Genomic DNA, 22,286 nt, shown 5'->3' on the forward strand with positions numbered 1-22,286 from the left:
CCGAGCACACGGAAGCTCACCCGCCGACCACCCTCGCACCGGGCAGCAGCCGCTGCGCGTGGGCACGCATGTCGAAGGAGGTGTCGACGAGGGCGTTCAGGCCGAGACCCATCAGCCCACCCACGAGCAGCTCAGCCCGGACCTCGGCCTCGGTGGCGTCGATCGTCGGGTCGTGCCGGATCCAGGCGTCCGCGAACCGCTCGACCCGCCGTCGGTGCGACCGGTTGACCCGCTCGGCGACGTGCCGGTCGGTCAGCCCCCGCGCCAGCGCGAGCTGCAGGTAGATGCGCGCGATCGGGCGTGAATCGGTGAAGAAGGTCACGAAGGCATCGACGAGGTCATCGAGCGAATCGGTCCCCGCCCCCTCCGGGTCCGGGTCGACCGACTCGATCGCCTGACGGACCACCTCGAGGACGGCGTCCTCCTTGGAGCGGAACAGGTTGTAGAAGCTGCCCGCCCCCACCGAGGCCTGATCGGTGATCGCCTTGAGGGTCACCCCCTCGATGCCCACCTCGTTCACGACCCGTCGGGTCGCGGCGAGGATCCGCTCGCGCGTCTCGAGCCCTACGCGGTACCGCGCCACCTCGCCTCCTCCCTCCCGGTCGACCGGGCTTGCAGAACTGGAGCGAACACTCCAAGATGTAGCAGACGCTCCACATCTGAGCCAGCCCGTCCGGCACCTGCCGCCCCTGCCGGACCCTCCGCGACCCGGGAGACGAAGCGTGAGCCACTACAAGTCCAACCTCCGCGACATCGAGTTCAACCTCTACGAGGTCCTCGGTGCCGGCGAGTACTTCGGCACGGGCGCCTACGAGGCCGTCGACGAGGACCAGGCCCGCATGCTGCTCAGCGAACTCGAACGGTTCGCGAGCGAGTCGATCTGGGCGGACTCGTTCGTGCCCGCTGACCGCACGCCCCTCGCGCTGTCCCCCGAGGGCGACATCACCATCCCCGAGGAGCTCGACCAGGCACTGAAGGCCTTCTACGAGGCCGGCTGGCACCTGATGCCGCTGCCCACCCACCTCGGCGGCTACGGGGCGCCCCCGACGATCCGGTGGGCCGGCTCCGAGCTGCTGTCCGGCAGTCACGCCACCGCGATGCTGTGGCCGATCGGCGCGCTGATGGCCTCGATCGTCGACCAGATCGGCACCGAGGGCCAGAAGCAGCGCTTCGCCCGGCCGATGATCGAGGAGTGCTGGGGTGGCACCATGGTGCTGACCGAGCCCGACGCCGGGTCCGACGTCGGCGCCGGCACCACGAGGGCGATCCACGTCGAGGACGCGGGCGAGGACGACCTCGGGGCGATCTACCACCTCGAGGGCGTCAAGCGCTTCATCACCTCGGCGGATGCCCAGACCCACCCCAACACCGTCCACCTGGTCCTGGCACGCCCCGAAGGCGCCGCGCCGGGGACCAAGGGCCTGTCGCTGTTCATCGTCCCGAAGCTGCACGTCGGCGCGGACGGCTCGCTCGGTGAGCGCAACGGGGTCCGGGTCAGCAACATCGAGAAGAAGATGGGGATCAAGGGGTCGGCCACCTGCGAGCTCTCCCTCGGCCAGGACGGCACCCCGTGCGTCGGCTACCTCGTCGGTGACGTGCACGACGGGATCCGCCAGATGTTCCTGGTGATCGAGTACGCCCGGATGATGGTGGGCACCAAGGCGATGGCGACGCTGTCGACCGGCTACCTCAACGCCCTCGACTACGCCAAGATCCGCCAGCAGGGTGCGGACATGACCCAGATGGCGGACAAGACCGCACCGAAGGTCGAGATCATCAAGCACCCGGACGTGCGCCGGATGCTGATGGAGCAGAAGGCCCACGCCGAGGGCATGCGGGCCCTGGTGATGTTCACCGGCTGGGTCCAGGACCAGGCCGGCCTCACCACCGACGACGAGGACGCCCACACGGCCTGGATCGCTCGCGAGGACCTGCTGCTGCCGCTGGTGAAGGGCTACTGCTCCGAGAAGGCCTACGAGCTGCTCGCGCTGTCCCTGCAGACCTTCGGAGGGTCGGGGTTCACCCAGGACTACCCGGTCGAGCAGTACATCCGCGACGCCAAGATCGACACCCTCTACGAGGGCACGACCGCGATCCAGGCGCTCGACCTGCTGTTCCGCAAGATCATCCGGGACCAGGGCGCGACCCTGACCTGGGTCGCCGACCAGATCCGTGAGCTGGTCAAGGCCGGCGGGGACGGCGACCCGTTCGCCGCCGAGCGCGAGCGCCTCGGTCAGGCGCTCGACGACACCCAGGGCCACCTCGGGGTGCTCATCCAGCACGCGATGGCCTCGATGGACGAGAGCTCGCGCACCGAGATCTACAAGACCGGGCTGCAGAGCACCGAGTTCCTGCACTCCCTCGCCGAGACGATCATCGGCTGGCTGCTGCTGCGTCAGGCCGAGGTGGCGCAGGCCGCCCTCGACGGCGGTGCGACCGGTGCGGATGCGGACTTCTACACCGGCAAGGTCGCCTCCGCCCGCTGGTTCTCGCAGTACTCGCTGCCGAAGGCCGCCTTCCGCCGGCAGCGCGCCGCCGACGAGGACGGCTGGGTCATGGACGTGCCGGAGGCGGCCTTCTGACCTGACCCGGGTTCCTCGCGGACCGACGGACGCCCGCTCGCGCAGAGCGGGCGTCCGCCTTCGGTACCGTTCGTCGGTCCGCCCCGCGCGTGCCTGCGCGTGAGGTCGCTCGTTCTCTCCGTCGCACGGCCGCACCGACGGCACGTGGCTCCCCGACCGTTCGAGGTTCGAAGATGGCTGCTCGCTCCGCGAAGACCGCGAAGGGCGCGAAGGGCGCGACGAGCGCCGCCCAGCGTCCCTGGTGGAAGCGGTGGTGGGTCGCGCTGCTGGTGTTCCCCGCGATCGCGCTCGGCGCCGTCGGGCTGCTGCTGTTCTTCGTGGTGTTCTCGTCGGTCCCGCTGCCGGAGGACATCGCCGCCATCGCGTCGACCGTGTACGACGCCGAGGGCGAGGAGGTCGGCGGCCTGTCCGCCGAGGCCAACCAGGAGATCGTCGACTTCACCGAGATCCCCGAGCACACCCGCCAGGCCGTCATGGCTGCCGAGGACCGCGGCTTCTACGACCACGGCGGGATCTCGGCGACCGGCATCGCCCGGGCGCTGTTCACCAACGTGCGCGGCGGCGGCGTCCAGCAGGGCGGCTCGACGATCACCCAGCAGTACATCAAGAACGTCGCGCTGACCCCCGAGCAGACCTACACCCGCAAGGTCCAGGAGGCGGCGCTGGCGATCAAGCTCGAACGCGCCTACGAGAAGGACGAGATCCTCGGGTTCTACATGAACTCGATCTACTGGGGCCGCGGCGCCATCGGCATCCAGTCGGCAGCGCAGGTCTTCTTCGGCACCACCGTCGACGAGCTCGACGTCAACCAGTCGGCGCTGTTGGCCGGCATCATCGCCGCACCCGAGGCGTGGGATCCCGGCGAGAACCCCGAGCGGGCCGACCAACGCCGCCGGTTCGCCCTGGGCGGCATGCTCGAACAGGGTTGGCTCGATCAGGCGACGCACGACGAGCTGGTCGACGCCGGGATGCCCGACGTCATCGACCGCGCGGCGATCGACCTCGGTCCGAACGCGTACTACCTCGACGCGGTCCGCCGGGTCCTGACCGCCCGACCCGAGTTCCAGGGCGGCGAGTTGTACCGGGGCCTTCGGGTCCACACCGAGCTCGACCCGCGCATGCAGGAGGCAGCCCAGGAGGAGCTGACCCGCGCCATCGCCGAGGGGCCGACCGACTCGGGCGCGATCGTGACGGTCGACCCGAGGACCGGTGGCGTGCGGGCCCTGGTCGGTGGGCCGGACGCCCGCCAGCAGAGCCTCAATACCGCCCTCGTCAGCCCGCGCCAGCCCGGCTCCACCTTCAAAGCCTTCTCCCTCCAGGCGTTCACCGAGGCGGGCAACTCCCCCGAGACGCGCTTCCCCGCCCCCGCGACGATCGAGATCGAGGGCGACCCCGAGGGTCGGTCCATCCGCAACTTCGGCGACAGCTCGTTCGGCGAGCAGACCGTCTACCAGGCGACCGCATCCTCGACGAACACCGTCTACTACCAGATGCAGGAGGAGGCGGGCCGCGAGCGCGTCATCGAGGCCGCCGCGCGTGCGGGTCTGCCCACCGAGAAGCGCGAGGAGATCTACCCGACGGACGCGGCACTGCGTCCCGACGGGCAGACGATGGGTACCAACGCCACGCTCACCCTGGGTGTCAACGAGTTCACCCCGCTCGAGATGGCATCCGCGTTCGGCACCTACGCCGCCGAGGGGCTGCGCGTCACGCCCCACCTGGTGAGCCGTGTGGAGGATGCCGACGGCAACGTGGTCTGGCAGCAGCGCATCGAGGAGGACCAGGAGGTCGACCTCAACGTGGCCCGCGTGGTGACCGCCGGCCTGCGGGGCGTGATCACCTCCGGCAGCGGTCGTGCCGCGGACATCGGACGGCCGGCCGCCGGCAAGACCGGCACCACCCAGGCCTCTCGGGACGCGTGGTTCGTCGGGTACGTCCCTCAGCTGTCGACCTCGGTGTGGCTCGGCAACCTCGACAACAGCGAGATCGAGGGCGACGCGACCGGTGGGGGTCTCGCAGCGCCGCTGTGGGGCGCCTACATGGCCCGCGCCGTCGAAGGGCTCGAAGTCGAGGACTTCGTCGCACCCGACCTGTCCGGTCTCGAGGGCGGCCAGCCCGAGGAGGCGGCGAGCTGCCCGGACGGCTACCGGTTCGCCGAGCCGCCGACCGAGGCCGACGAGGACGGGTTCTTCCCCGACGTGCTGACCGACATCCGCGACGACGAGGGCCGTCCCTGCGTCGAGGAGGCACCCGAGCCGGAGCCGGAGTGCCCCGACGGGTTCGCCTTCGCCGATCCGCCGAGCGCGGACGCCGACCCGATGCCGCAGGTGCTCAGCGACATCACCGACGAGGACGGCCGGCCCTGCGTCGAGACCGACCCCGAGCCGGAACCGGAACCGGAACCGACCGAGACCGAGGAACCGGAACCGGCCCCCCTCCCGACGCCGACCCCGACCGACCCGACCGACGACGGCACCGCCGACGACGGCACCGACGACGACGGCACCGACGACGACGACGCCGACGACGACGACGGGACCGACGACGACGGCACGGCGGCGCCCGACGACGGTGAGGCGACCGACGGCTGAGGCGACGACCGAGGTCGTGACGGGCACGGGCGCCGGAGGGCGCCCCGTGGTCGTGTCAGCCCGCCACGGCGCCGGTCGACCGCAGCTCGGCGATCGCCTCGGCGTCCAGGCCGAGCTCGGTCAGGACCGCGTCGGTGTCGGCACCGTGCCGGGGCGCGGGCACGCGGACGGCCCCGGGGGTGCGTGAGAACCGCGGCGCCGGAGCCGGCTGCGGGCTGCCCGCCACCTCCACGAACGCCTCACGAGCCACGTTGTGCGGGTGCTCCGGCGCCTCGGTCAAGGACAGCACCGGGGCCACGCACGCGTCGGTGCCGTCGAAGACCTCGGCCCACTCGTCCCGTGTGCGGGTGGCGATGATCGCCGCGATGCGCCCCTTCTGGTCCGGCCACGACGCGCGGTCCTGCTGGGGGAAGTCCGCCGGGTCGACGCCGAGGCCCTCGCACAGCGCGGCGAAGAACTGCGGTTCGATGGCGCCGACCGCCAGGAAACGACCGTCCGCACACGTGTAGGTGTCGTAGAACGGCGCCGCCCCGTCGAGCAGGTTCGCCTCGCGCTCGTCGGTCCAGCCTCCCATCGCCAGCAACCCGTGGACGAAGGCGGTCTGCGAGGCGGCTCCGTCGACCATCGCGGTGTCGACGACCTGCCCCTCCCCCGACCGATCACGCTCGACCAGCGCAGCCAGCACCCCGATGGCGAGGAAGGTCCCACCGCCGCCGAAGTCCGCCAGGTAGTTGACCGGTGGCGGAGGCGGCTCACCCGCACGGCCGACCGTGTGCAGCGTCCCTGCGAGCGCCGCGTACCCGATGTCGTGACCGGCGGTGGGAGCCAGCGGCCCGTCCTGCCCCCACCCCGTCGCGCGGGCGTAGACCAGCCGCGGGTTCCGCGCGAGCAGGTCGTCCGGCCCGAGGCCGAGCCGCTCGGCGACCCCGGGCCGCCAGCCTTCGACCACGACGTCCGCCTCGTCGATCAGACGCAGGACCACATCGGTACCGGCCTCGGTCTTGAGGTCGACCGCGATCGAGCGGCGGTTGCGGGACAGGCCGACCATCGTGGCTTCGAACCCGACCTGGACCTGCCCGCCGGAGGCCCGATCGATGCGGACTACGTCCGCACCGAGGTCGGCGAGCAGCATCACGCCGTAGGGCGCGGGGCCGAGCGCCGACATCTCGACGACGCGGACACCGGACAGGGGACCGGACACGGGCAGCTCCTCGCGGGTGGGTGCGGCGGCGTCAGGCGTCGCGCAGGTCGGTGACCGGGTCGAGCTGCGCACCATCCAGGTGGCGCCACAGGCGCGCGGCGACGTCGTCCGGATCGGCCAGGTCACCCTCGGCGTGCAGCGCCCGGAAGCGTTCGACGCGAGGGAAGTCGGTGGGGTCGGTTGCCCTGATCGTGGCCTGCATGCCGGTGGCGACCACCCCCGGTGCGATCGACACCACGCGCACCGGGCGGTCCCGCTCGGCCTGCTCGGCGGCCACCGTCCGGGTCCAGTGGTCGGTGGCGGCCTTGGCCGCGCAGTAGGCCGACCACCCGGGGTAGGGCGTGCGCGCGGCACCGGAGGAGATCAGCACCAGCTCACGCCGCGCCGCGGGGTGCTCGACCAGGGCTGCGAGGACGGAGGCGCCGAGCACCTGAGGTGCCGCACCGTTCAGCAGGACGCTGCGGGTGTAGGCCGCGGTGTCCACACCGTCGGCGGGACCGATGGGCGCGATGACCCCCGCGTTGAGCACGACGGTCACCCGATCGCCCTCGAACGCGGCGATGCGACGGGTCAGCTCCTGCCCCACCACCGGCCAGCTGGCCGGGTCCGCGAGGTCGGCGGAGAGGTGGTCCACCTCGGCCAGATCGGACCCGCTGCGGCTCACGTCGACCCGCTGCGAGCCCTCGGGCGCGTGGGCGAGGAGGGCCCGACCGATACCGGCCGACCCGCCCGTGACCACGACGAGAGCTCCCACGTCCACGGACCCTAGGTCGTGGCCCGCGCGCGAGACGAACCCGACATCATCGTTCCGACCGAGCAGGTGCGGCGGTCAGGCTCGCCGCACCGACGCTGCCCGGCGCGGGATCGAGCAGCACACCGGGGTTGAGGATGCCCCGTGGGTCCACGGCGTCGCGGGCCGCGGCCAGGGCGACGGCGAACGGTGGCGGGCGCTGGCGGTCGTAGACGGGCCGGTGATCGCGGCCGACGGCGTGGTGGTGGGTCGCGGTCGCTCCGGCGGCGTGCAGCGCCTCGCCGACGGCGATCTTGACCTCGTCCCACGCCGCCGCGGCCGCCCGGCCCCGCGCGATCCGGTCGGCACCCGGGCCGGCGGCGTACCGGCCCGTCGGGCCGGGCGCGATGACGGTGACGTACGGGGCGATGCCGTCGACGTAGGCGTGGGTGGTCCGCACGGCCACCAGCGCACCCCCGCACACCTCGGTGGCGGCGCGGTGGGCGGTCTCGCGCAGCGTCGCGATCAGGTCCTCGGCGCGATCCCAGGTGACCGCGGTCTCGAAGGTCTCGACGACCGCCCCGAGCCGCGCGAGGCCGTCGCGCAGGTACGGCGCACGCAGGAAGGTCGACCGCCACGCACCCGAGCCGCCCTCCGCCGTCCCCGTGGCGTCGCCGCGACGGAACGTGGGGCCGTCGGTGACCTCGCCGCCGTGATCGCGGAGCAGCACCATCGACCGCTCCACCTCCGGCTCGAGCGGGGCCTGCACGGCCTCGAAGGCCAGCACCAGGACCGTCGCGGTGCCGTCCACCGGCCCGGCACCCGAGAGCGCGGCCTCGACCGGGTCGAGCAGGCGGCAGTTGGCGGGTCGCAGCCCGTCCTGGACGAGCGCCCGGACACCCGCGAGCGCTGCGCTCTCGGACGGGAACGCCAACGTCGCCTGTGCACGCGAGGTGGGGCGGCGTTGGACGCGGACCCACGCCTCGGTGACCACACCGAGCGTGCCCTCGCTGCCGAGCAACATCCGGTCGGGCGACGGGCCGGCGCCCGAGGCCGGCAGCCGCCGTGACGACCAGGTCCCGGTGGGGGTGACGGCGGTGATCGACTCGGTCAGGTCGTCGATGTGGGTCGGACCCGTCGCGAAGTGGCCGCCGGCACGGGTCACGATCCACCCCCCGAGCGTGGAGAACTCCCAGCTCTGGGGGAAGTGCCGCAGCGTCCACCCGTCCGGGCGCAGCTGGTCCTCGATGGCGGGTCCGAGGGCCCCGCCCTGGATGCGTGCGGCACCGGACACCTCGTCGAGGTCGAGCACGCGGTCGAGCCGTTCGAGGTCGAGGCTGACGGTCGGCCCGGGCGGTGGGGTGACCCCGCCGACGACCGACGTGCCGCCACCGAAGGGCACGCACGCCACCCCGGCGGTCGCGCACCAGTCGAGCACCCGCTCGACGTCCGCGGCATCCCGCGGGCGCAGCACCGCGTCGGGGACGGTCGGCACGTCGCCGTGCAGCGCGCGGACCACGTCGCGGAACGCGTTGCCGTGACCGTGACGCAACCGGTCCTCGGCGTCGCTGCTGGCCAGGCCCGTCAGGGACGGGGGCAGCGTGACGCGCGGTGTGGGCAACGGGACGGTCGCCGGGTCGACCGGTGCGGCTGGCGGGTCCGGCACGGTGCCGAACCGTTCCGCGAGCAGGCCGCCGAGGCCGGTGACCGCGGCGTCGTCGAGCTGCTGGTCGACGTGCCCCCACCCCCACCAGCTTCGGTGGCGAGGCTCGGCGGTCTCGGTCACGTGTCGGTCTCCTCGAGGAAGCGGCGCAGGCGGCGAGCGAAGCGCCCGCGGACCTGCTCGGGCAGGCCGTGGCCGAGGCCGTCCCAGACCTCGACCGTGGCGCCTGGCAACACCTCCCCGAGCTCGCGGGCGTGCGAAGGGGGTGTGACCTCGTCGCGCGCGCCCGCCAGGACCAACGCCGGTGCGCTCACCTCGTGCAGGCGGTCGAGCGCGTCGTGCGTGGCGCACGCCTCGCTCAGCGCGAGGTGACGGTCGCGCAGCTCCGGGGCCGGCGGCTCGATCGGCAGCACCCGTTGGGCGACCCGGCGGCGGAGCCGGTCGCTGCCCGTGTAGCTGCGATCGATGGCCTCGACGAAGAACTCACGCCACCGTTCGGCACGCACCAGCACGTCCCACCGGGCGAGCACGGCACGGAAGCCGTCGTCGGCCCGGCCGACCGTGCAGGACATCACGAGGCGGTCCACGAGGTCGGGACGGTCCGCCGCGAGGTGCTGGGCGACCATCGCTCCCATCGAGTGACCGACGACGACCGCTGGTCGGTCCGCGAGGCGCTCCAGGAGGTTGGCTGCGTCCAGCGCCAGCGTGCGGGTGGTCACCGGCCCGGACGCCGGGAACCGGTGCGAGATCACGTGGACCCGGTGACGGGCGAGCAGATCCGGGGGCGGATCGACCATCTGGGCCCGGGCGTTCGGGTCCGTGATCGGTGCGAGGCCATCGGTCAGGCCCGGGAGGAGCAGCACGGGGCGGCCGTCCTCGGCACCGAAGGAGAGGAGGGGCAGCTGCACGTCGCCGAGCGCCTGCCACGCCAGCTCCACCGCACATCCTTCGATCCGGATCCGCCCCGCCCAGTCCGACTGGACACCAGCGGGCACCCTAGGGCTGACGGCGCCGCGAGCGGTTAGCGTCCGTCCCGCTCGGCGTGGACCGGCCGTGGGTGCACCCGCTCCCACGGGTCCAGTGGACCCGCCGTCGGTGGAGGAACACGATGGCCGAGGTCTCCAGGCTCGGGGCTGCCGAGCTCACGTGGGATCACAAGGCGCGCCGCGGCGTGCTCCGGTTCGTGGACGAGGCCGGCGCAGCAGGGGGCTGCGAGGCCGAGCAGCTGACCGGCGACCTCGAACGGTGGGTGGGCACGGGCCGCGAGCCCTTCGAGCTGCTGGTCGACTGCACCCAGATCGCCTCGATCGACGCCGCCTGGCGCCAGCGGTGGGCGGACTTCTTCGTCGACCACCGCGACCACGCGGTCCTCGCCTGGTTCAACGCCAACCCCGAGATCGATCTGATCGTCACCATGTTCCGCAAGGGCACCGGCGTCACCGGCGAGGTGTTCGCCACCGAGGAGGAGGCGCGCCTGTACCTCGCCGGGCAACGCGCGTGAGCGATGGCCAGCCGCAGGAGGTGGTCCGAGCGCAGGACGGGGTCCCCGAGGTCGACGACATCCTCGAGGCGCTCGCGCGCGCATCCGTCGGTCGCGACGTGCGCATCGAGGCCGACCCGACCCGCCGGGAGGAACCGCTCGCGCTGATCGGCGCGGCGCTCAACATCCTCCTCGAGGACCTGGCCTTCCGTCAGCGGGAACGGGAGGAGGCGCTGCGACAGGTCGCCGTGGCCGAGGCCAAGCAGGAGTTCCTCGCCTACCTCAGCCACGACATGCAGACGCCCCTGTCGATGCTCCTCGGTGCGGTCGACCTCCTCGGACCCGACGCGCGCACCACCGACCTCGCGGCCACGCTGCCGCTGATGCGCAGCGCCGTCGGGACCCTGCAGCGGCTGGTGCAACAGTTCCTCGACCTGGCACGGCTGGACGCGCAGCGGCCGCTCGAGGTCGCGACCCGTACCGTCGACCTGCTGGGCGTCATCGACGCTGCGGCGGAACTGTTCGCCGATCGCGGGCCGATCGAGGTCCACACCCCCGAGCACGTGCCACCGGTCGACGCCGACCCTGGACGGGTCGAGCAGATCCTCGCCAACCTGCTCGGCAACGCCTACAAGTACGCGCGGGATCCGTCGATCGACGTCGAGCACGACGTGGAGGCGGGCTGCGTCCAGATCTCCATCGTCGACCACGGCGAGGGGCTCAGCGAGACCGACCTCGAGCACGTCTTCGGCAGGTTCGCCCGTGGCGGGGTCTCGAGCCGAGCCGCGGGGACGGGCCTCGGCCTGTTCATCAGCCGTGCCCTGGCCGAGGCGATGGGCGGCTCGCTGCACGCCGACAGCCGACCTGGCGAGGGCAGCCGTTTCACCCTGAGCCTGCCCGTGGCCGCGACCCCCTGAGCCCCCCGCCTCGCACGCGATGATGCAAGCTCGACTGACCGAAGTGTCCCGAGCCATCGCCCGTACACTGACCAGACACCGAGTGTGGGGGGACGTGGACGCTCGGCGACCGATCCGGCCAGTCGAGCGAGGGCGAGCGTGACCGCAGCTGACGAGGCACCGGCACGCGTGGTGATCGTGGACGACGAGCCCGGCATCCGACGCATCCTCGAGCTCACGTTGCGCCGCTCGGACCGGTACGAGGTCGTGGCCCAGGCCGGCAACGGCGAGGAGGCGCTCGCCGCCGTCGCCGAGCACGAGCCCGACGTCGTGCTCCTCGATCTGATGCTGGGCCCGGAGTGGGGCGTCGACCTCATCGCGCCCATCCTGGCCCGGTCCCCTGGGTCGCTCGTGGCGATCCTGACCGCCCTGTCGGCCGAGCGCGAGGAGGACGCGGCGCTGACCGCGGGCGCGTTCGTCTTCTACGAGAAGACCATGGTCGTGTCGCTGATCGAGTACCTCGACCGTGATCTCGCGCTGTTCCGTCGCGCCCTCGACGGCCACGACGTGCTCGCGCCGTCGGCGCTCCAGCGCCGTGGCACGCCCGGCGCACCGTTCGACAGCGGCGAGCGGGTCTGACCACGCCGTCGGACGGGCAGGCTCCCCGGCACGGGGCCGGGTGGGGCGCGGTCGTCCTCGTCGTGGTCGCCGCCCTGGTGGTCGGTGCCGGGGTCGCCATCGCGCTGCTCGTCGCCGTGCGCGGCGGCACTCCGGCCGACACCCCCGAGGTCGCCGTCGGCGCGTCCGACGAGGGGTTCACGGTCTGGGCGCGCAACGCGGACGGCACACCCGTCCGCTGGGACCCGTGCTCCCCGATCGAGATCGTCGTCTCCGACATCGGCAGCCCGCTCGGGTACGGCGGGCCTGCGTTCACCGCTGACGTCGAGGCTGCGGTGGCCACGCTGCGCGAGGCGACGGGGCTCGAGCTGTCCGTGACCGGGACGACCGACGAGGTCCCCGACGCCGCGCGTTCGACGGTCACCGCCGACACCGACGGGGCCCGCCGGTGGGCCCCCGTGCTGATCGGGTGGCGCCCCCCGGGCGATGGCGGGCTCCCCCTCCGCGACGTCGATCGTGGGGTCGCCGTGCCCATCGCCGTCGGTCCCGCCGACGCACGCGTCTACGTGACCGCACAGGTGGTGCTGAACCCCGAGCGCGAGGACCTCCAGCCCGGCGCCGCCGATCGCGCGACCTCGTGGGGGGCCACGATCCTGCACGAGCTCGCGCACGTGCTCGGGCTCGGGCACGTCGACGATCCGGATGAGCTGATGCACACCTACCCCGGTGCGGGCCCGGTCCGGTTCGGACCGGGTGATCTGGCCGGTCTGGAGGCGGTCGGAGCGGGCGGCGGGTGCCTCGAGGTCCCGACGCCACAGGACCTCGACGTCGTCCTCCCCGACGAGCACACCTCGTCGCGGTGACCCCACGCCGCGGCGGGGACGGGCTCAACCGATCCGGACACCGGACGCTGCGCCCGTCACACCACCGTCGACCGGCAGGATCACCCCCGTGATCCAGGCCGCGGCGTCCGAGAGCAGGAACACCGCCGACCGCGCGACGTCCTCGGGCGTGCCGAGCCGCTGCAGCGGGTGGGCGCGCGCCACCGCCTCCTCGTCCCAGCTCCACAGCATCTCGGACAGCTTCGTACGCACGATGGCGGCCGCGACGGCGTTGACCCGGACGCCCGGCGCCAACTCGTGCGCAAGCTGCCGGGTGAGGTGGTGCACGGCGGCCTTCGAGACGTTGTAGGCCCCGATGGCCGGGCTCGGCTGCAGCCCGCCGACCGACCCGATCGACACGATCGCGCCCCCGCGCTCGCGCATCGACGCCTGCCAGGCCTGACGAGCCCACAGCAGCGGAGCACGCAGGTTGACCTCCCAGGTCTTGTCCACCGCGCCCAGGTCGACGTCGGTCAACGAGCCCGCCGCGGGGTTCGTACCGGCGTTGTTGACGAGCAGGTCGCACGAACCGAAGGTGTCGACGGCCCGTGCGACCGCCTCGGCGGCGTGGGCCTCGTCGGTCACGTTGCCCACGACCGGGACCACCCGGTCGCCGAGCTCGGCGGCGAGCGGCTCGAGGGTCTCGCCGCGGCGGCCGGTGATGATCACCCCCTCGGCCCCCGCACCGAGCAGCTCCCGAACGATCGCTTCGCCGATCCCCCGGCTGGCCCCGGTCACGAGGGCCACCTTGCCGTCGACCCGAACCTGCACGGTCAGCTCCTCGTTGCTCGCCCGCAGCGCGCCCGGCCAGGACGCGGCCGGCGGGACCCTAGTTCGGCGCGAGGTGACGACTGGAGGCCGGCCGTCAGGGGGCGACGACCTCGTCGACGGCCCGTGCCAGGTCGACGTCCTTCGACGTGATGCCCCCGGCGTCGTGGGTCGTCAACCGCACGACGACGCGTGCGTACACGTTGGTGAGCTCCGGGTGGTGGTCCGCGGCGTCCGCGAGGTCGGCGACCCGGTTGATGAACGCGATCGCGTCGCGGAACCCGTCGAAGCGCAGCTCGCGCACCAGGGTGTCCCCGTCCCGCTGCCACCCGTCCAAGGTGGCCAGCGCACGGTCGACAGCGGCGGGCTCGAGCGTTTCCACGGCACGTTCGTAGCAGGGTGGCGGTCGGGCGACCACGACCGGTCGACCGACCCGATCGGCAGGTGGGCCACGAACGACGCCTGACGCTGCACCGAGGTGGCAAGCTCGCCACCGCACGCCACGGCCACCGAGCCGAGCGTCCGCCCCCGCAGCGACCGCCCGGAGGGTACGTGCAGCAGCTGCCGATGTTCCCGCTCGGGACCGTGCTGTTCCCCCACATGGTCCTGCCGTTGCACGTCTTCGAGCCGCGGTACCGGGCGTTGATGGCGGACGTGCTCGCCGGTGATCGGGAGTTCGGTGTCACCCTCATCACCCGCGGACACGAGGTGGGCGGCGACGACGAGCGTGCGGATGTGGGCACGGTCGCGCGCATCGTCCAGGCCGAGGAGCAGGACGACGGTCGCTGGCTCGTGATCGCCGTCGGCGTCCGGCGCGTCCGGATCGACCGTTGGCTCGACGACCGCCCCTACCCGCACGCGGTCGTCGAGGACCTCCCCGACGGGGACGACGACGCGGTCCTGCCGGCGGGGCTCGAGGCCCGCCTCCGGCGCGTGCTCGCCATGCACGCCGAGCTCGGGTTCGACGGCGTGCCGGCGACGTTCGAGGTCGAGTCCGACCCGAGCGTCGCCTGTTGGCAGATCGCCGTGGTCGCCCCGCTCACCCCCTTCGACGCCCAGCGCGTGCTGGCGACCGACGGTCGTGGGCCGCGGGCGGCGCTGCTCGACGAACTGCTCGGCGACCTCGAGGAGGTGCTCGGCTTCCAGCTCTCGGAGGACCCGGAGGACACCGATGACACCACCGGTCCCTGACCGGGTCCCCGCACCGGGGGACCCCGTGCCCGTACCGAGCGTCCACATCCGCCCGATGCGGCCGCAGGACGCCGCCCAGGTCGGTGCGCTGACCCTGGCCGCCTACGACCGGTACGGGACCATCGAGGGCGACTACCGCGACTTCCTCGCCGATCCGCTGCGACGCGTCGAGGGGTGCACGGCCGTCCTGGTCGCCGAGCTCGACCGACCCGACGACCCAGCGGCCGCCCGGTCCGCCGGGCCGGGTACGGCGGGCGGCGGCCCGATCGTCGGCACCGTCAGCTACGTCGAGCCGGGTGACGCCCAGTGGGAGGACCGCCCCGAGCCCGCCGGCGACGCCGGCTTCCGCGTCCTGGCGGTCGATCCGGCGTACGAGGGACGCGGCATCGGCAGCGCCTTGGTCGATGCGTGCATCGCGCGGGCGCGGAACGCCGGCGCCCACCGCCTGCTGATCATCTCGATGGAGTGGATGCACCGCGCCCACGCGTTGTACGTCAGCCGGTACGGCTTCGAGCGACGCCCGGACCTCGACGTCCGGTTCCCATCGGGCGTCGGGGTGATCCTGTCGCTCGACCTGACCCCCGAGGCACCTCGGCGCTTCCCCCCGCCGGGACCTGTGCCCGACGAGCCGCCCTGGTACGAGGACGTGCTGGAGCCGTCCTGACCGGGCGGGCCGGTCAGGACAACGAGACGAGGTCCAACAGGGCCCGGATCGCCAACGGGAACAGGATGGCGAGCGTGACCGCGCCGAGGACCGAGGCGAGCAACCAACGGCCGGTCCGGGGCGGATCGCCGACCTCCGTCGGATCGACGGTCGCCTCGAGCACGCCCGTCGCGGCGGTTCCTTCAGCGGCCGGAGCCGAGGTGTCCTGCTCCGCTTGGGCGGGCCTCGCCTCGGCGACCGCAGGTGCCGGTCGATCGTCATCCGGGCGGTGCACCGCCGTCGTGGCGGCGGCTTCCTCACGCGACGTCACGGTGGCGCTCGCGACGACCGGGATGACCGCCGTCCGGTCCGGGGAACCGTCGGGCTCGACCTGCCCGTCACTGCCACGCGCGGCGCGCCCGGCGGCGGCCAGCTCGGCGACGCTGAGCGGTCTCGTCTCGTCGGCCTCCGGGTCGGCGCCGGGCACCGGCTGCTCGCCGCCACCCTCGCGCTGCTGCAGAGGTTGGGTGCGCGTCGCGACGTCGCGGTCGGCGTCCGCCCACAGCTCCCGCTCGGTCTCCTCGGCGAGCGCGGCGGCGAGCTCGCGGGCGGCCTCCTCCTCACGCGCACGAGCTGCTTCGGCGTCGGCCTCGGCCCGCCGGACGGCCTCCGCCTCCTCGGCGGCAGCCGCTGCTGCCGCCGCCTCCCGTGCCTCAGCCTCCGCGAGGACCGCCGCCACGAGCTCACGCGCACGCAACCGCGAGGTGGACTCCGGGCTGGCCTCGGCGGCGGGCTCGTCGTCGGCGGGCTCGTCGTCGGCGGGCTCGCCGTCGAAGGGCTCGCCGTCGGCGGGCTCCTCGTCGGTGGCCGCGGGTGAGACCTCGGCGACCGGTGCGCCTTCGATCTCGCCGTCCGCGTCGTCCGCGTCGTCCCCGGCCGTCCCGACCTCGACGGCCGAAGGGGGTGTGGGCTCGGGGTCGACCGCGCGGGCCGCCTCAGCGGTCCGCGCCTCGTGGTCGGCGAGCACCTCGGCGACCAGCGCGCGGGCTCGAGCCCGGGCCTCGGACACGGCCTCGGGCACGTCCGCGGCCGGATCCGCGACGAGGTCCTCCACGGCGTCGTCCACCAGCACCTCGAGGCGGGGAGCGTCCTCGACCTCGTCCGTCTCCCGCGCGGGGCTCACCCCGTTCGCGCCGGCCGAGTGATCGGCCAGGACCTGCTCGACGATGCGACGCGCGGCTGCGCGCGCATCCTCATCGCTCGCCACGACGTGACCTCCTCGGGGGGACCTCGGGCCGCATCCGTGCGACCCCTAGCAGGGGAAGGTAGAGGGTCGCACGGTCCGTCACGACGACCGTGCACGACCCCCGGCGTGCGGCCACCCGTCCGGAAGGCAGCGACCGAGCGGGAACCCGCGGCTGTCGGCGCAGGCTGCGGGGGACCTCGGGAGCCCGCTCGCCTGCGGAGGCTAGCCTCAGCAACGTGTGTGGCCGCTTCCTGTCCGTGAGCGACCCCGAGCTGCTCGCCGAGCGGTTCGAGGTCGACGAGGTGCGCACCGAGCCGCTCCCCCCGCGCTGGAACGTCGCGCCCTCGCTGGACGTCTACGCCGTGATCGAGCGCGAGGACACCCGACGCCTCGGGACGCTGCGCTGGGGGTTCGTCCCGCACTGGACCAAGCGGCTGCGCGGTGCCCGTACACCGATCAACGCCCGCCTCGAGTCGGTCGCGACCACCTCCATGTTCGCCACGTCCTTCGCCAAGCGGCGCTGCCTCGTGCCCGCGGACGGCTTCTACGAGTGGCAGGTCCGCGAGGACGGCAGCAAGCAGCCCTACCACCTGCACGCACCCGACGGTGCGCCGCTCGCCCTCGGCGGGGTGTGGACCGTCTGGCGCGACCCCGCCGAGGAGGCTGACGAGCCGGTGTTCTCGACGGCCATCGTCACGACGGTGGCGAGCGGTGCCCTCGCCGACATCCACGAGCGGGTCCCGCTGATCGTCCCCCGACAGCTGTGGTCGGACTGGCTCACGGCCACTCCCGAGGAGGCGCCCCACCTCGAGGAGGCCGTCCGCGCGCTCGCGCCGCCCACGCTCGTCGCCGAGCCGATCTCGACGCGCGTCAACGACGTGCGCAACGAGGGCCCCGAACTGCTCGAGCCCGCGACCGACGGGTGAGCCTGCACCCGTCGGGTGTGCAGCGAGCGAACGGATGGACCTTCGGGAGCAGGACCCGGCGGGACCGACGGGGAAGGGAGCCGGTCTGGGCCGGAGACGCCGGCCGGTCGGAGGGTCCCCGTGAGGAAGCTCGTCGTCCTGGCGTCCATCGCCGCCGTCGGCCTGCTGTCGGCAGCGACGCCGGCGGTGGAGTCCGCGCTGCGGACCATCGTCGACCGCACCGAGGTGACCGCCGAGGAGGCGGTGACCCGTGAGCTCGCCGGGGTCAAGGGGCCCATCGGCCACGACCACGGCGCCCACGACCACGGCCCGGTCGAGGACCCCGCGAGGGCGGGGACGGCGGACATGGTCGCCACCGACGCGAGCGACGGCGTCACGCTCGTCGCGCACTTCCCCTTCGACGGCATCGACGACCTCTTCAGCGGCGGGACCGACCTCGCCTTCGACGGCAGGTACGTCTACGCCGCCCAGTTCGGCGACGCCGGCGGGGTCCACATCTTCAACGCCACCGGGCCCCGGCCGCAGAAGGTCGGCTTCTTCGACTGCCCCGGCACGCAGAACGACGTGGCGGTCCTCGGTGACGGGCTCATCGTCCTCGGCTTCCACGAGGGCGGGCAGGAGGGGTCCGACTGCGAGGAGCAGGGTGGCGGCGTGCGCATCATCGACGTGTCCGACGCCGCGAACCCGGTCGAGCGCGGCAACGTGCTCGACATCCCCGGCGGCACCCACACCATCAAGGTGCACCCCGAGCTGCCCATCATCTACGCCTCCCCCGGTGGCTTCCCGACCAACGGCGGGGGGCCGCTGAGCGACGGTGGCGTCCAGCAGATCATCGACGCCTCCGACCCCGACGCCCCGTTCGTGCGCGGCCAGTTCCAGCCGAACCCGAACGGCTGCCACGACGTCTACGTCTCGATCACCGAGGAACGGGACCGCGACCTGATCGCCTGCGTCGGCCTCGGCGAGAGCCAGCTGTGGGACATCACCGACGACCCGTTCGCGCCGCGCACCATCGCCCGGATCCACAACCCGCTGATCTTCTTCGACCACTCGGCGGCCATCAGCGACGACGGCGACCTGCTGGTCATCGGGGACGAGAACTTCGGTGCCCACGAGTGCGAGGGCGGACCGACGGGCGCGATGTTCGCCTACGACATCAGCATCCCCGAGCTGCCGGTCCTCCAGGGGTACTTCGGCATCGACCGTCACCCCGGCGACGACCCGCACGTCAGCTCGTCCACCATCGAGCGTGAGACCTGGTGCACCGCCCACCAGTACGACTTCATCCCCGGCACCCGCACGATGGTGGCCTCCTGGTACACCGGCGGCATGAACGTCATCGACTGGTCGGACCCGACCTCGCCGCAGGAGCTCGCGCACTACCGCCTGGACGGGCCCGCGTTCGAGAACAGCAACTACTGGTCGGCCTACTGGCACGACGGGTACGTCTACGCCAACGACCGTGGCCGCGGCATGGACATCCTCCACGTCGAGGGGTTGCCCGGTGCCGACGACCCGAAGCGCGCGCCGCGACCGCGGGGCGGCTCGGAGTCCTGAGGCGTCAGCGGACGCCCGCCCTGCGGATCGTGCCGGCGATGTGCTCGGCCTCGCGGGCCCGGGCGGCGACCCCGACCCCATCGAGCGCGGCGCCGCCGACGAACAGGCCGTCGCCGGCCACCAGGAGCGCGTGCCGGATCCGGTCGACCCGAGCGAGGTGGCCGACGTCGTACTGCGGCAGCGCGTCCGGCCACCGCTGGACCAGACGTGCCACGGCGGGACGGGGCAGGCCGGTCGCCCAGCGCACCTCGGCGTCGACCCGCTCGGCCAGTGTGTCGTCGTCGAGCACGAGGTTCGGATCGGGCGCACCGTCGCTCGCCCGTCCGACCGACGCCCGCAGCAGCAGCACGTCACGGTCGGCGTGGTGCGGCCACTTCCGGGACGCGAACGTGATGGCCTTCAGCGTCCGGCCCTCCCCCGGCGGGACCAGCACGCCGCTGCCGGCCGGCAGGTCGACGCCGGGCTCGCGGGCGTAGGCGAGGGCGATGGTCGCGACGGACGCGGTGCGGATCGCCGCCAGCTCCCGGGCGGCGTCGGGCGCGACGTGGACCAGCAGCCGTGCTGCCGCGGTCGCCGGGACGGCCAGGACCACCGCGTCCGCCGACAGGGTCACCCCGCCGGTGGTGCGGACACGCCACGGTGGTCCGGCCGCGTCGTCCTCGGTGCGATCCAGGACGAGCGCCTCGGTGCCGGGACGGACCCGGTCACCGAGCCCGTCGGCGAGCGCCCGCGTCAGCCGCTCCATCCCGCCGCGGACGGTCCGGAAGACCGGCCCGGTCACCGCAGCGGCCTGGTCACGGTGTTCGCGGACCCCCGCCAGCAGCGACCTCGAGCGCCGTGCGGCCGCCCACACCGGCGGGACCGCGGCCGCGGCCGAGAGGCGGTCGGTGCTGCCGGCGTAGACGCCACCGAGCAGCGGCTCGACCAGGGTGTCGACCACCTCACGACCGAACCGCTCCCCCACCAGGTCGGCCACGCTGCGATCGCCCACCACCCGGCGGCGAGGCAGCAGCGGCTCCAGCGCCGCGCGGGCCAACCCGCCGGGGGTCAGCACCCCGGACCGCGCCACCGCCCCGAGGTCGGTCGGGACGCCGAGGACCGTGCCGGCCGGTAGCGGGCGGAGCCGGCCGCGGACCCAGAGGTGGACCTGGCCCGTGGCGGCGGCCACGAGGTCGTCGTCGCCGAGGCCGACCGCACGGGCGAGGCGGTGGGCCTCCGGCTGCCGTGCCAGGTACGCGTCGGCACCGACGTCGAGGGGCGCACCGGCCAGGTCGACGGTCCGCAGCTGTCCCCCCGTGCGCTCGGCGGCCTCGAGGACGGTCACGTCGACCGCATCACGCAGCCGCCAGGCCGTCGCGAGGCCCGTGATGCCGCCACCGATCACCACGACCTTCACGGCGTCACCTCGTCGTCGATCGGTCCGGGGGTCACCCCGTCGGCCAGCTCCACCTGTGCGACCGTCGTGACGACGGCCGTCAGCGCCTCGAGCACGAAGGACGCGGCGAGGTCGATCGTGGTCAGCCGGCCGCCGTGGGCCTCGGCCGCGGCCAGCATCTGTGGATCGGCCGGCGTCCCGGGCGCGACGGGCACCTCGACCACGTCCCGGACGCCGTGGACGGTGAGCACCGACGTCAGGGCGTCCACGGCCGTCGGGGTCCGCGTGGTCCCTCGCCAGGCGATCGAGCGTCCCGTCGCGCCCGTCCGCTCGGCGACCTGCTCGGCCACCTCACGCAGGAACGTGACCTCCTCCGGCGTGGCGTCCGGCCCCGGATCCGGTGCGGTCACCAGCAGGTGCGCCCCGGCCTGGACCCCGTTCACCGCGGCCTGCGCGAGGGCCTCCGACAGCAGCGGGAGGCCGTGCCAGGCCACCACACCCCGGTAGGCGGCGACGGCCGCCGCGGTCGAGCTGTGCAGCTCGGTGTGCTGCGGCCAGGGCGTGCGCGCCACGCCGACCACGAGATCGGCGCCCTCCGAGACGAGCCGACGGACCACGTCGCCGTGATCGTCCGGGGTCGTGGCGGCGACCTGGTGGCCGGACCGCGCCGCGAGCGGCTCGGCCATCCGGTCGCCGTCGAGGACGGCGACGGCCAACCGGGGCGTACCGGGGGCCTCAGCCACCGGCGTGCAGCCCGGAGGCCGGAGTCGCTCGCTCGACCTCGACGCGTCCCTCGGCGTGGACGAGTTCGACGACGCGGCGCAGCTGGTCGGGGTCGGTCGGCGGCAGCACACCGTGGCCGAGGTTGAACACGTACCGCGCACGGTCGCCCGAGGCACGGAGCACGTCGCGCACCCGCTCCTCCAGCACGTCAGTGGGCCCGAGGGCCAGGGCGGGTTCGAGGTTGCCCTGGAGCGCGACGTCGGCCGGCACACGGCCCCACGCGTCCTCGAGCGGGACCCGCCAGTCGACGCCGACCACGTCCGCACCGGCCTCGGCCATGGCACCGAGCAGCTCGCCGGTCCCCACCCCGAAGTGCACCCGCGGCACGCCCAGGTCGGCCAGCCCCTCGAGGACCCGGCGGCTGTGCGGCAGCACGAAACGGCGGTAGTCGGCCGGGTGCAGCGCGCCGGCCCACGAGTCGAACAGCTGCACCGCGGACGCGCCGCGGCTGACCTGCGCGCGCAGGGAGGCCAGCGTGATGTCGGCGAGCTGGTCCATCAGACGGCGCCAGGTCGGCTCGTCGGAGAACATCAGGGCCTTGGTGCGCGTGTAGCTCTTGGACGGCCCGCCCTCGACCAGGTAGCTGGCCAGGGTGAACGGGGCGCCGCCGAAGCCGATCAGCGGCACGTCGAGCTCGGCGACGAGCTGCGACACCGTCTCCAGCACGTAGGGCACGTCGGTCTCGGGTTCGAGGTCGCGCAGCCGGTCGAGGTCGGCCGGGGTCCGGAACGGCTGCTCGACGACGGGGCCGACGCCGGGCTCGATCGTCAGCCCGATCCCGAGCGCCTGCACCGGCGTCACGATGTCGGAGAAGAGGATGGCCGCGTCGACGCCGTAGCGCCGCACGGGCTGCAGGGTGACCTCGGTGGCCAGATCCGGGGTGTGGACGACCGCCTCGAAGGCGTGGTCCTCGCGGATGGCGCGGTACTCCGGCAGGGCTCGGCCAGCCTGGCGCATGAACCACACGGGGACGTGGTCGTGCGCCTGACCGCGACACGCCCGGATGAACGCGCTGTCGGCGTGGCGGGAGCGATCGGACACGCGAGGACCTCGGGCCGGGGCGGCGGACGGCTGCACCGTACCCGTGCCGGGTGCACGGCTCGCCCACGGTCCCATCGGCCCCTACGCCACCTGTCGCGCGCGTGGCATGGCACC

21 protein-coding genes are annotated in these 22,286 nt (G+C 73.6%); 10 read left to right on the top strand and 11 right to left on the bottom strand.

Going from position 1 to position 22,286, the window contains the following annotated elements; all coding sequences use genetic code 11:
* Nucleotides 1–16: 16 nt before the first annotated feature.
* Nucleotides 17–583: a TetR/AcrR family transcriptional regulator gene (locus NITAL_RS20530; RefSeq protein WP_052668168.1), complete on the bottom strand. Its 567-nt coding sequence runs from the start codon at nt 581–583 to the stop codon at nt 17–19.
* 139 nt (nt 584–722) lie between these two features.
* Between NITAL_RS20530 and NITAL_RS20535 the strand changes: the two genes are divergently transcribed.
* On the top strand, nt 723–2,582 hold the full coding sequence (locus NITAL_RS20535) for an acyl-CoA dehydrogenase (RefSeq protein WP_052668170.1): 1,860 nt from the start codon (nt 723–725) through the stop codon (nt 2,580–2,582).
* Nucleotides 2,583–2,755: 173 nt separating this feature from the next.
* Nucleotides 2,756–5,173: a transglycosylase domain-containing protein gene (locus NITAL_RS20540; protein WP_052668171.1), complete on the top strand. Its 2,418-nt coding sequence runs from the start codon at nt 2,756–2,758 to the stop codon at nt 5,171–5,173.
* Nucleotides 5,174–5,228: 55 nt separating this feature from the next.
* On the opposite strand, the gene NITAL_RS20545 is transcribed toward NITAL_RS20540, so the two are convergent.
* Genes NITAL_RS20545 through NITAL_RS20560 form a run of 4 tightly spaced genes read right to left on the bottom strand, consistent with a single transcriptional unit; the run spans nt 5,229 to nt 9,705 of the window.
* On the bottom strand, nt 5,229–6,374 hold the full coding sequence (locus NITAL_RS20545) for a CaiB/BaiF CoA transferase family protein (protein WP_245617697.1): 1,146 nt from the start codon (nt 6,372–6,374) through the stop codon (nt 5,229–5,231).
* Between the two features lie 31 nt (nt 6,375–6,405).
* Nucleotides 6,406–7,128, bottom strand: a complete 723-nt coding sequence (locus NITAL_RS20550; protein WP_169786909.1) for an SDR family NAD(P)-dependent oxidoreductase — start codon at nt 7,126–7,128, stop codon at nt 6,406–6,408.
* A gap of 46 nt (nt 7,129–7,174) precedes the next feature.
* A complete protein-coding gene (locus NITAL_RS20555; RefSeq protein WP_052668174.1) occupies nt 7,175–8,890 on the bottom strand; it encodes an FAD-binding oxidoreductase in 1,716 nt (571 codons plus the stop codon).
* Complete coding sequence (locus NITAL_RS20560; protein WP_052668175.1) at nt 8,887–9,705, bottom strand: alpha/beta fold hydrolase; 819 nt, start codon at nt 9,703–9,705, stop codon at nt 8,887–8,889. The genes NITAL_RS20555 and NITAL_RS20560 overlap by 4 nt, the downstream gene beginning before the upstream one ends.
* A gap of 170 nt (nt 9,706–9,875) precedes the next feature.
* Here NITAL_RS20560 and NITAL_RS20565 point away from each other — a divergent pair, with 170 nt between their 5' ends.
* From NITAL_RS20565 to NITAL_RS20580, 4 genes are all read left to right on the top strand, one after another.
* Nucleotides 9,876–10,268, top strand: a complete 393-nt coding sequence (locus tag NITAL_RS20565; RefSeq protein WP_052668177.1) for a hypothetical protein — start codon at nt 9,876–9,878, stop codon at nt 10,266–10,268.
* Entirely contained in the window at nt 10,265–11,164 is a 900-nt protein-coding gene (locus tag NITAL_RS20570) for a sensor histidine kinase (RefSeq protein WP_052668180.1), read from the top strand. The genes NITAL_RS20565 and NITAL_RS20570 overlap by 4 nt, the downstream gene beginning before the upstream one ends.
* A gap of 138 nt (nt 11,165–11,302) precedes the next feature.
* On the top strand, nt 11,303–11,782 hold the full coding sequence (locus NITAL_RS20575; RefSeq protein ID WP_052668181.1) for a response regulator transcription factor: 480 nt from the start codon (nt 11,303–11,305) through the stop codon (nt 11,780–11,782).
* Nucleotides 11,783–11,844: 62 nt separating this feature from the next.
* Nucleotides 11,845–12,624: a M10 family metallopeptidase domain-containing protein gene (locus tag NITAL_RS20580; RefSeq protein WP_052668183.1), complete on the top strand. Its 780-nt coding sequence runs from the start codon at nt 11,845–11,847 to the stop codon at nt 12,622–12,624.
* 24 nt (nt 12,625–12,648) lie between these two features.
* Here NITAL_RS20580 and NITAL_RS20585 read toward each other — a convergent pair whose 3' ends face one another.
* On the bottom strand, nt 12,649–13,413 hold the full coding sequence (locus NITAL_RS20585; protein WP_157041998.1) for an SDR family oxidoreductase: 765 nt from the start codon (nt 13,411–13,413) through the stop codon (nt 12,649–12,651).
* 94 nt (nt 13,414–13,507) lie between these two features.
* Nucleotides 13,508–13,792 carry a 4a-hydroxytetrahydrobiopterin dehydratase gene (locus NITAL_RS20590; RefSeq protein ID WP_211262555.1) on the bottom strand — a complete coding sequence of 95 codons (285 nt, stop codon included), beginning with the start codon at nt 13,790–13,792 and terminating at the stop codon, nt 13,508–13,510.
* A gap of 170 nt (nt 13,793–13,962) precedes the next feature.
* On the opposite strand from NITAL_RS20590, the gene NITAL_RS20595 reads away from it, so the two are divergent.
* Together NITAL_RS20595 and NITAL_RS20600 are read left to right on the top strand one after the other, a co-directional pair.
* The gene (locus NITAL_RS20595) at nt 13,963–14,601 is read left to right on the top strand and encodes an LON peptidase substrate-binding domain-containing protein (protein WP_157041999.1); all 639 of its coding nucleotides are present in this window, start codon (nt 13,963–13,965) and stop codon (nt 14,599–14,601) included.
* Nucleotides 14,582–15,265, top strand: coding sequence for a GNAT family N-acetyltransferase (locus tag NITAL_RS20600; protein WP_052668190.1), 684 nt, complete (start codon nt 14,582–14,584; stop codon nt 15,263–15,265). The genes NITAL_RS20595 and NITAL_RS20600 overlap by 20 nt, the downstream gene beginning before the upstream one ends.
* 13 nt (nt 15,266–15,278) lie before the next feature.
* Here NITAL_RS20600 and NITAL_RS20605 read toward each other — a convergent pair whose 3' ends face one another.
* Nucleotides 15,279–16,511, bottom strand: a complete 1,233-nt coding sequence (locus tag NITAL_RS20605) for a hypothetical protein (RefSeq protein WP_052668192.1) — start codon at nt 16,509–16,511, stop codon at nt 15,279–15,281.
* A gap of 215 nt (nt 16,512–16,726) precedes the next feature.
* On the opposite strand from NITAL_RS20605, the gene NITAL_RS20610 reads away from it, so the two are divergent.
* Both NITAL_RS20610 and NITAL_RS20615 read left to right on the top strand, forming a co-directional pair.
* Entirely contained in the window at nt 16,727–17,416 is a 690-nt protein-coding gene (locus NITAL_RS20610) for an SOS response-associated peptidase (protein WP_052668194.1), read from the top strand.
* 120 nt (nt 17,417–17,536) lie between these two features.
* Nucleotides 17,537–18,973: an LVIVD repeat-containing protein gene (locus NITAL_RS20615; RefSeq protein WP_052668195.1), complete on the top strand. Its 1,437-nt coding sequence runs from the start codon at nt 17,537–17,539 to the stop codon at nt 18,971–18,973.
* Nucleotides 18,974–18,977: 4 nt separating this feature from the next.
* Here the strand turns inward: NITAL_RS20615 and hemG are convergent, their stop codons facing one another.
* The 3 genes from hemG to hemE are packed head-to-tail and all read right to left on the bottom strand — an operon-like array spanning nt 18,978 to nt 22,247.
* A complete protein-coding gene (gene hemG, locus NITAL_RS20620; RefSeq protein ID WP_052668196.1) occupies nt 18,978–20,369 on the bottom strand; it encodes a protoporphyrinogen oxidase in 1,392 nt (463 codons plus the stop codon).
* On the bottom strand, nt 20,366–21,091 hold the full coding sequence (locus tag NITAL_RS28210; protein WP_052668198.1) for a hypothetical protein: 726 nt from the start codon (nt 21,089–21,091) through the stop codon (nt 20,366–20,368). The genes hemG and NITAL_RS28210 overlap by 4 nt, the downstream gene beginning before the upstream one ends.
* On the bottom strand, nt 21,084–22,247 hold the full coding sequence (gene hemE / locus NITAL_RS20630) for a uroporphyrinogen decarboxylase (RefSeq protein WP_083441834.1): 1,164 nt from the start codon (nt 22,245–22,247) through the stop codon (nt 21,084–21,086). The genes NITAL_RS28210 and hemE overlap by 8 nt, the downstream gene beginning before the upstream one ends.
* Between the last annotated feature and the right edge of the window lie 39 nt (nt 22,248–22,286).

Source organism: Nitriliruptor alkaliphilus DSM 45188, assembly GCF_000969705.1.
In the GTDB taxonomy this organism is placed as follows: domain Bacteria; phylum Actinomycetota; class Nitriliruptoria; order Nitriliruptorales; family Nitriliruptoraceae; genus Nitriliruptor; species Nitriliruptor alkaliphilus.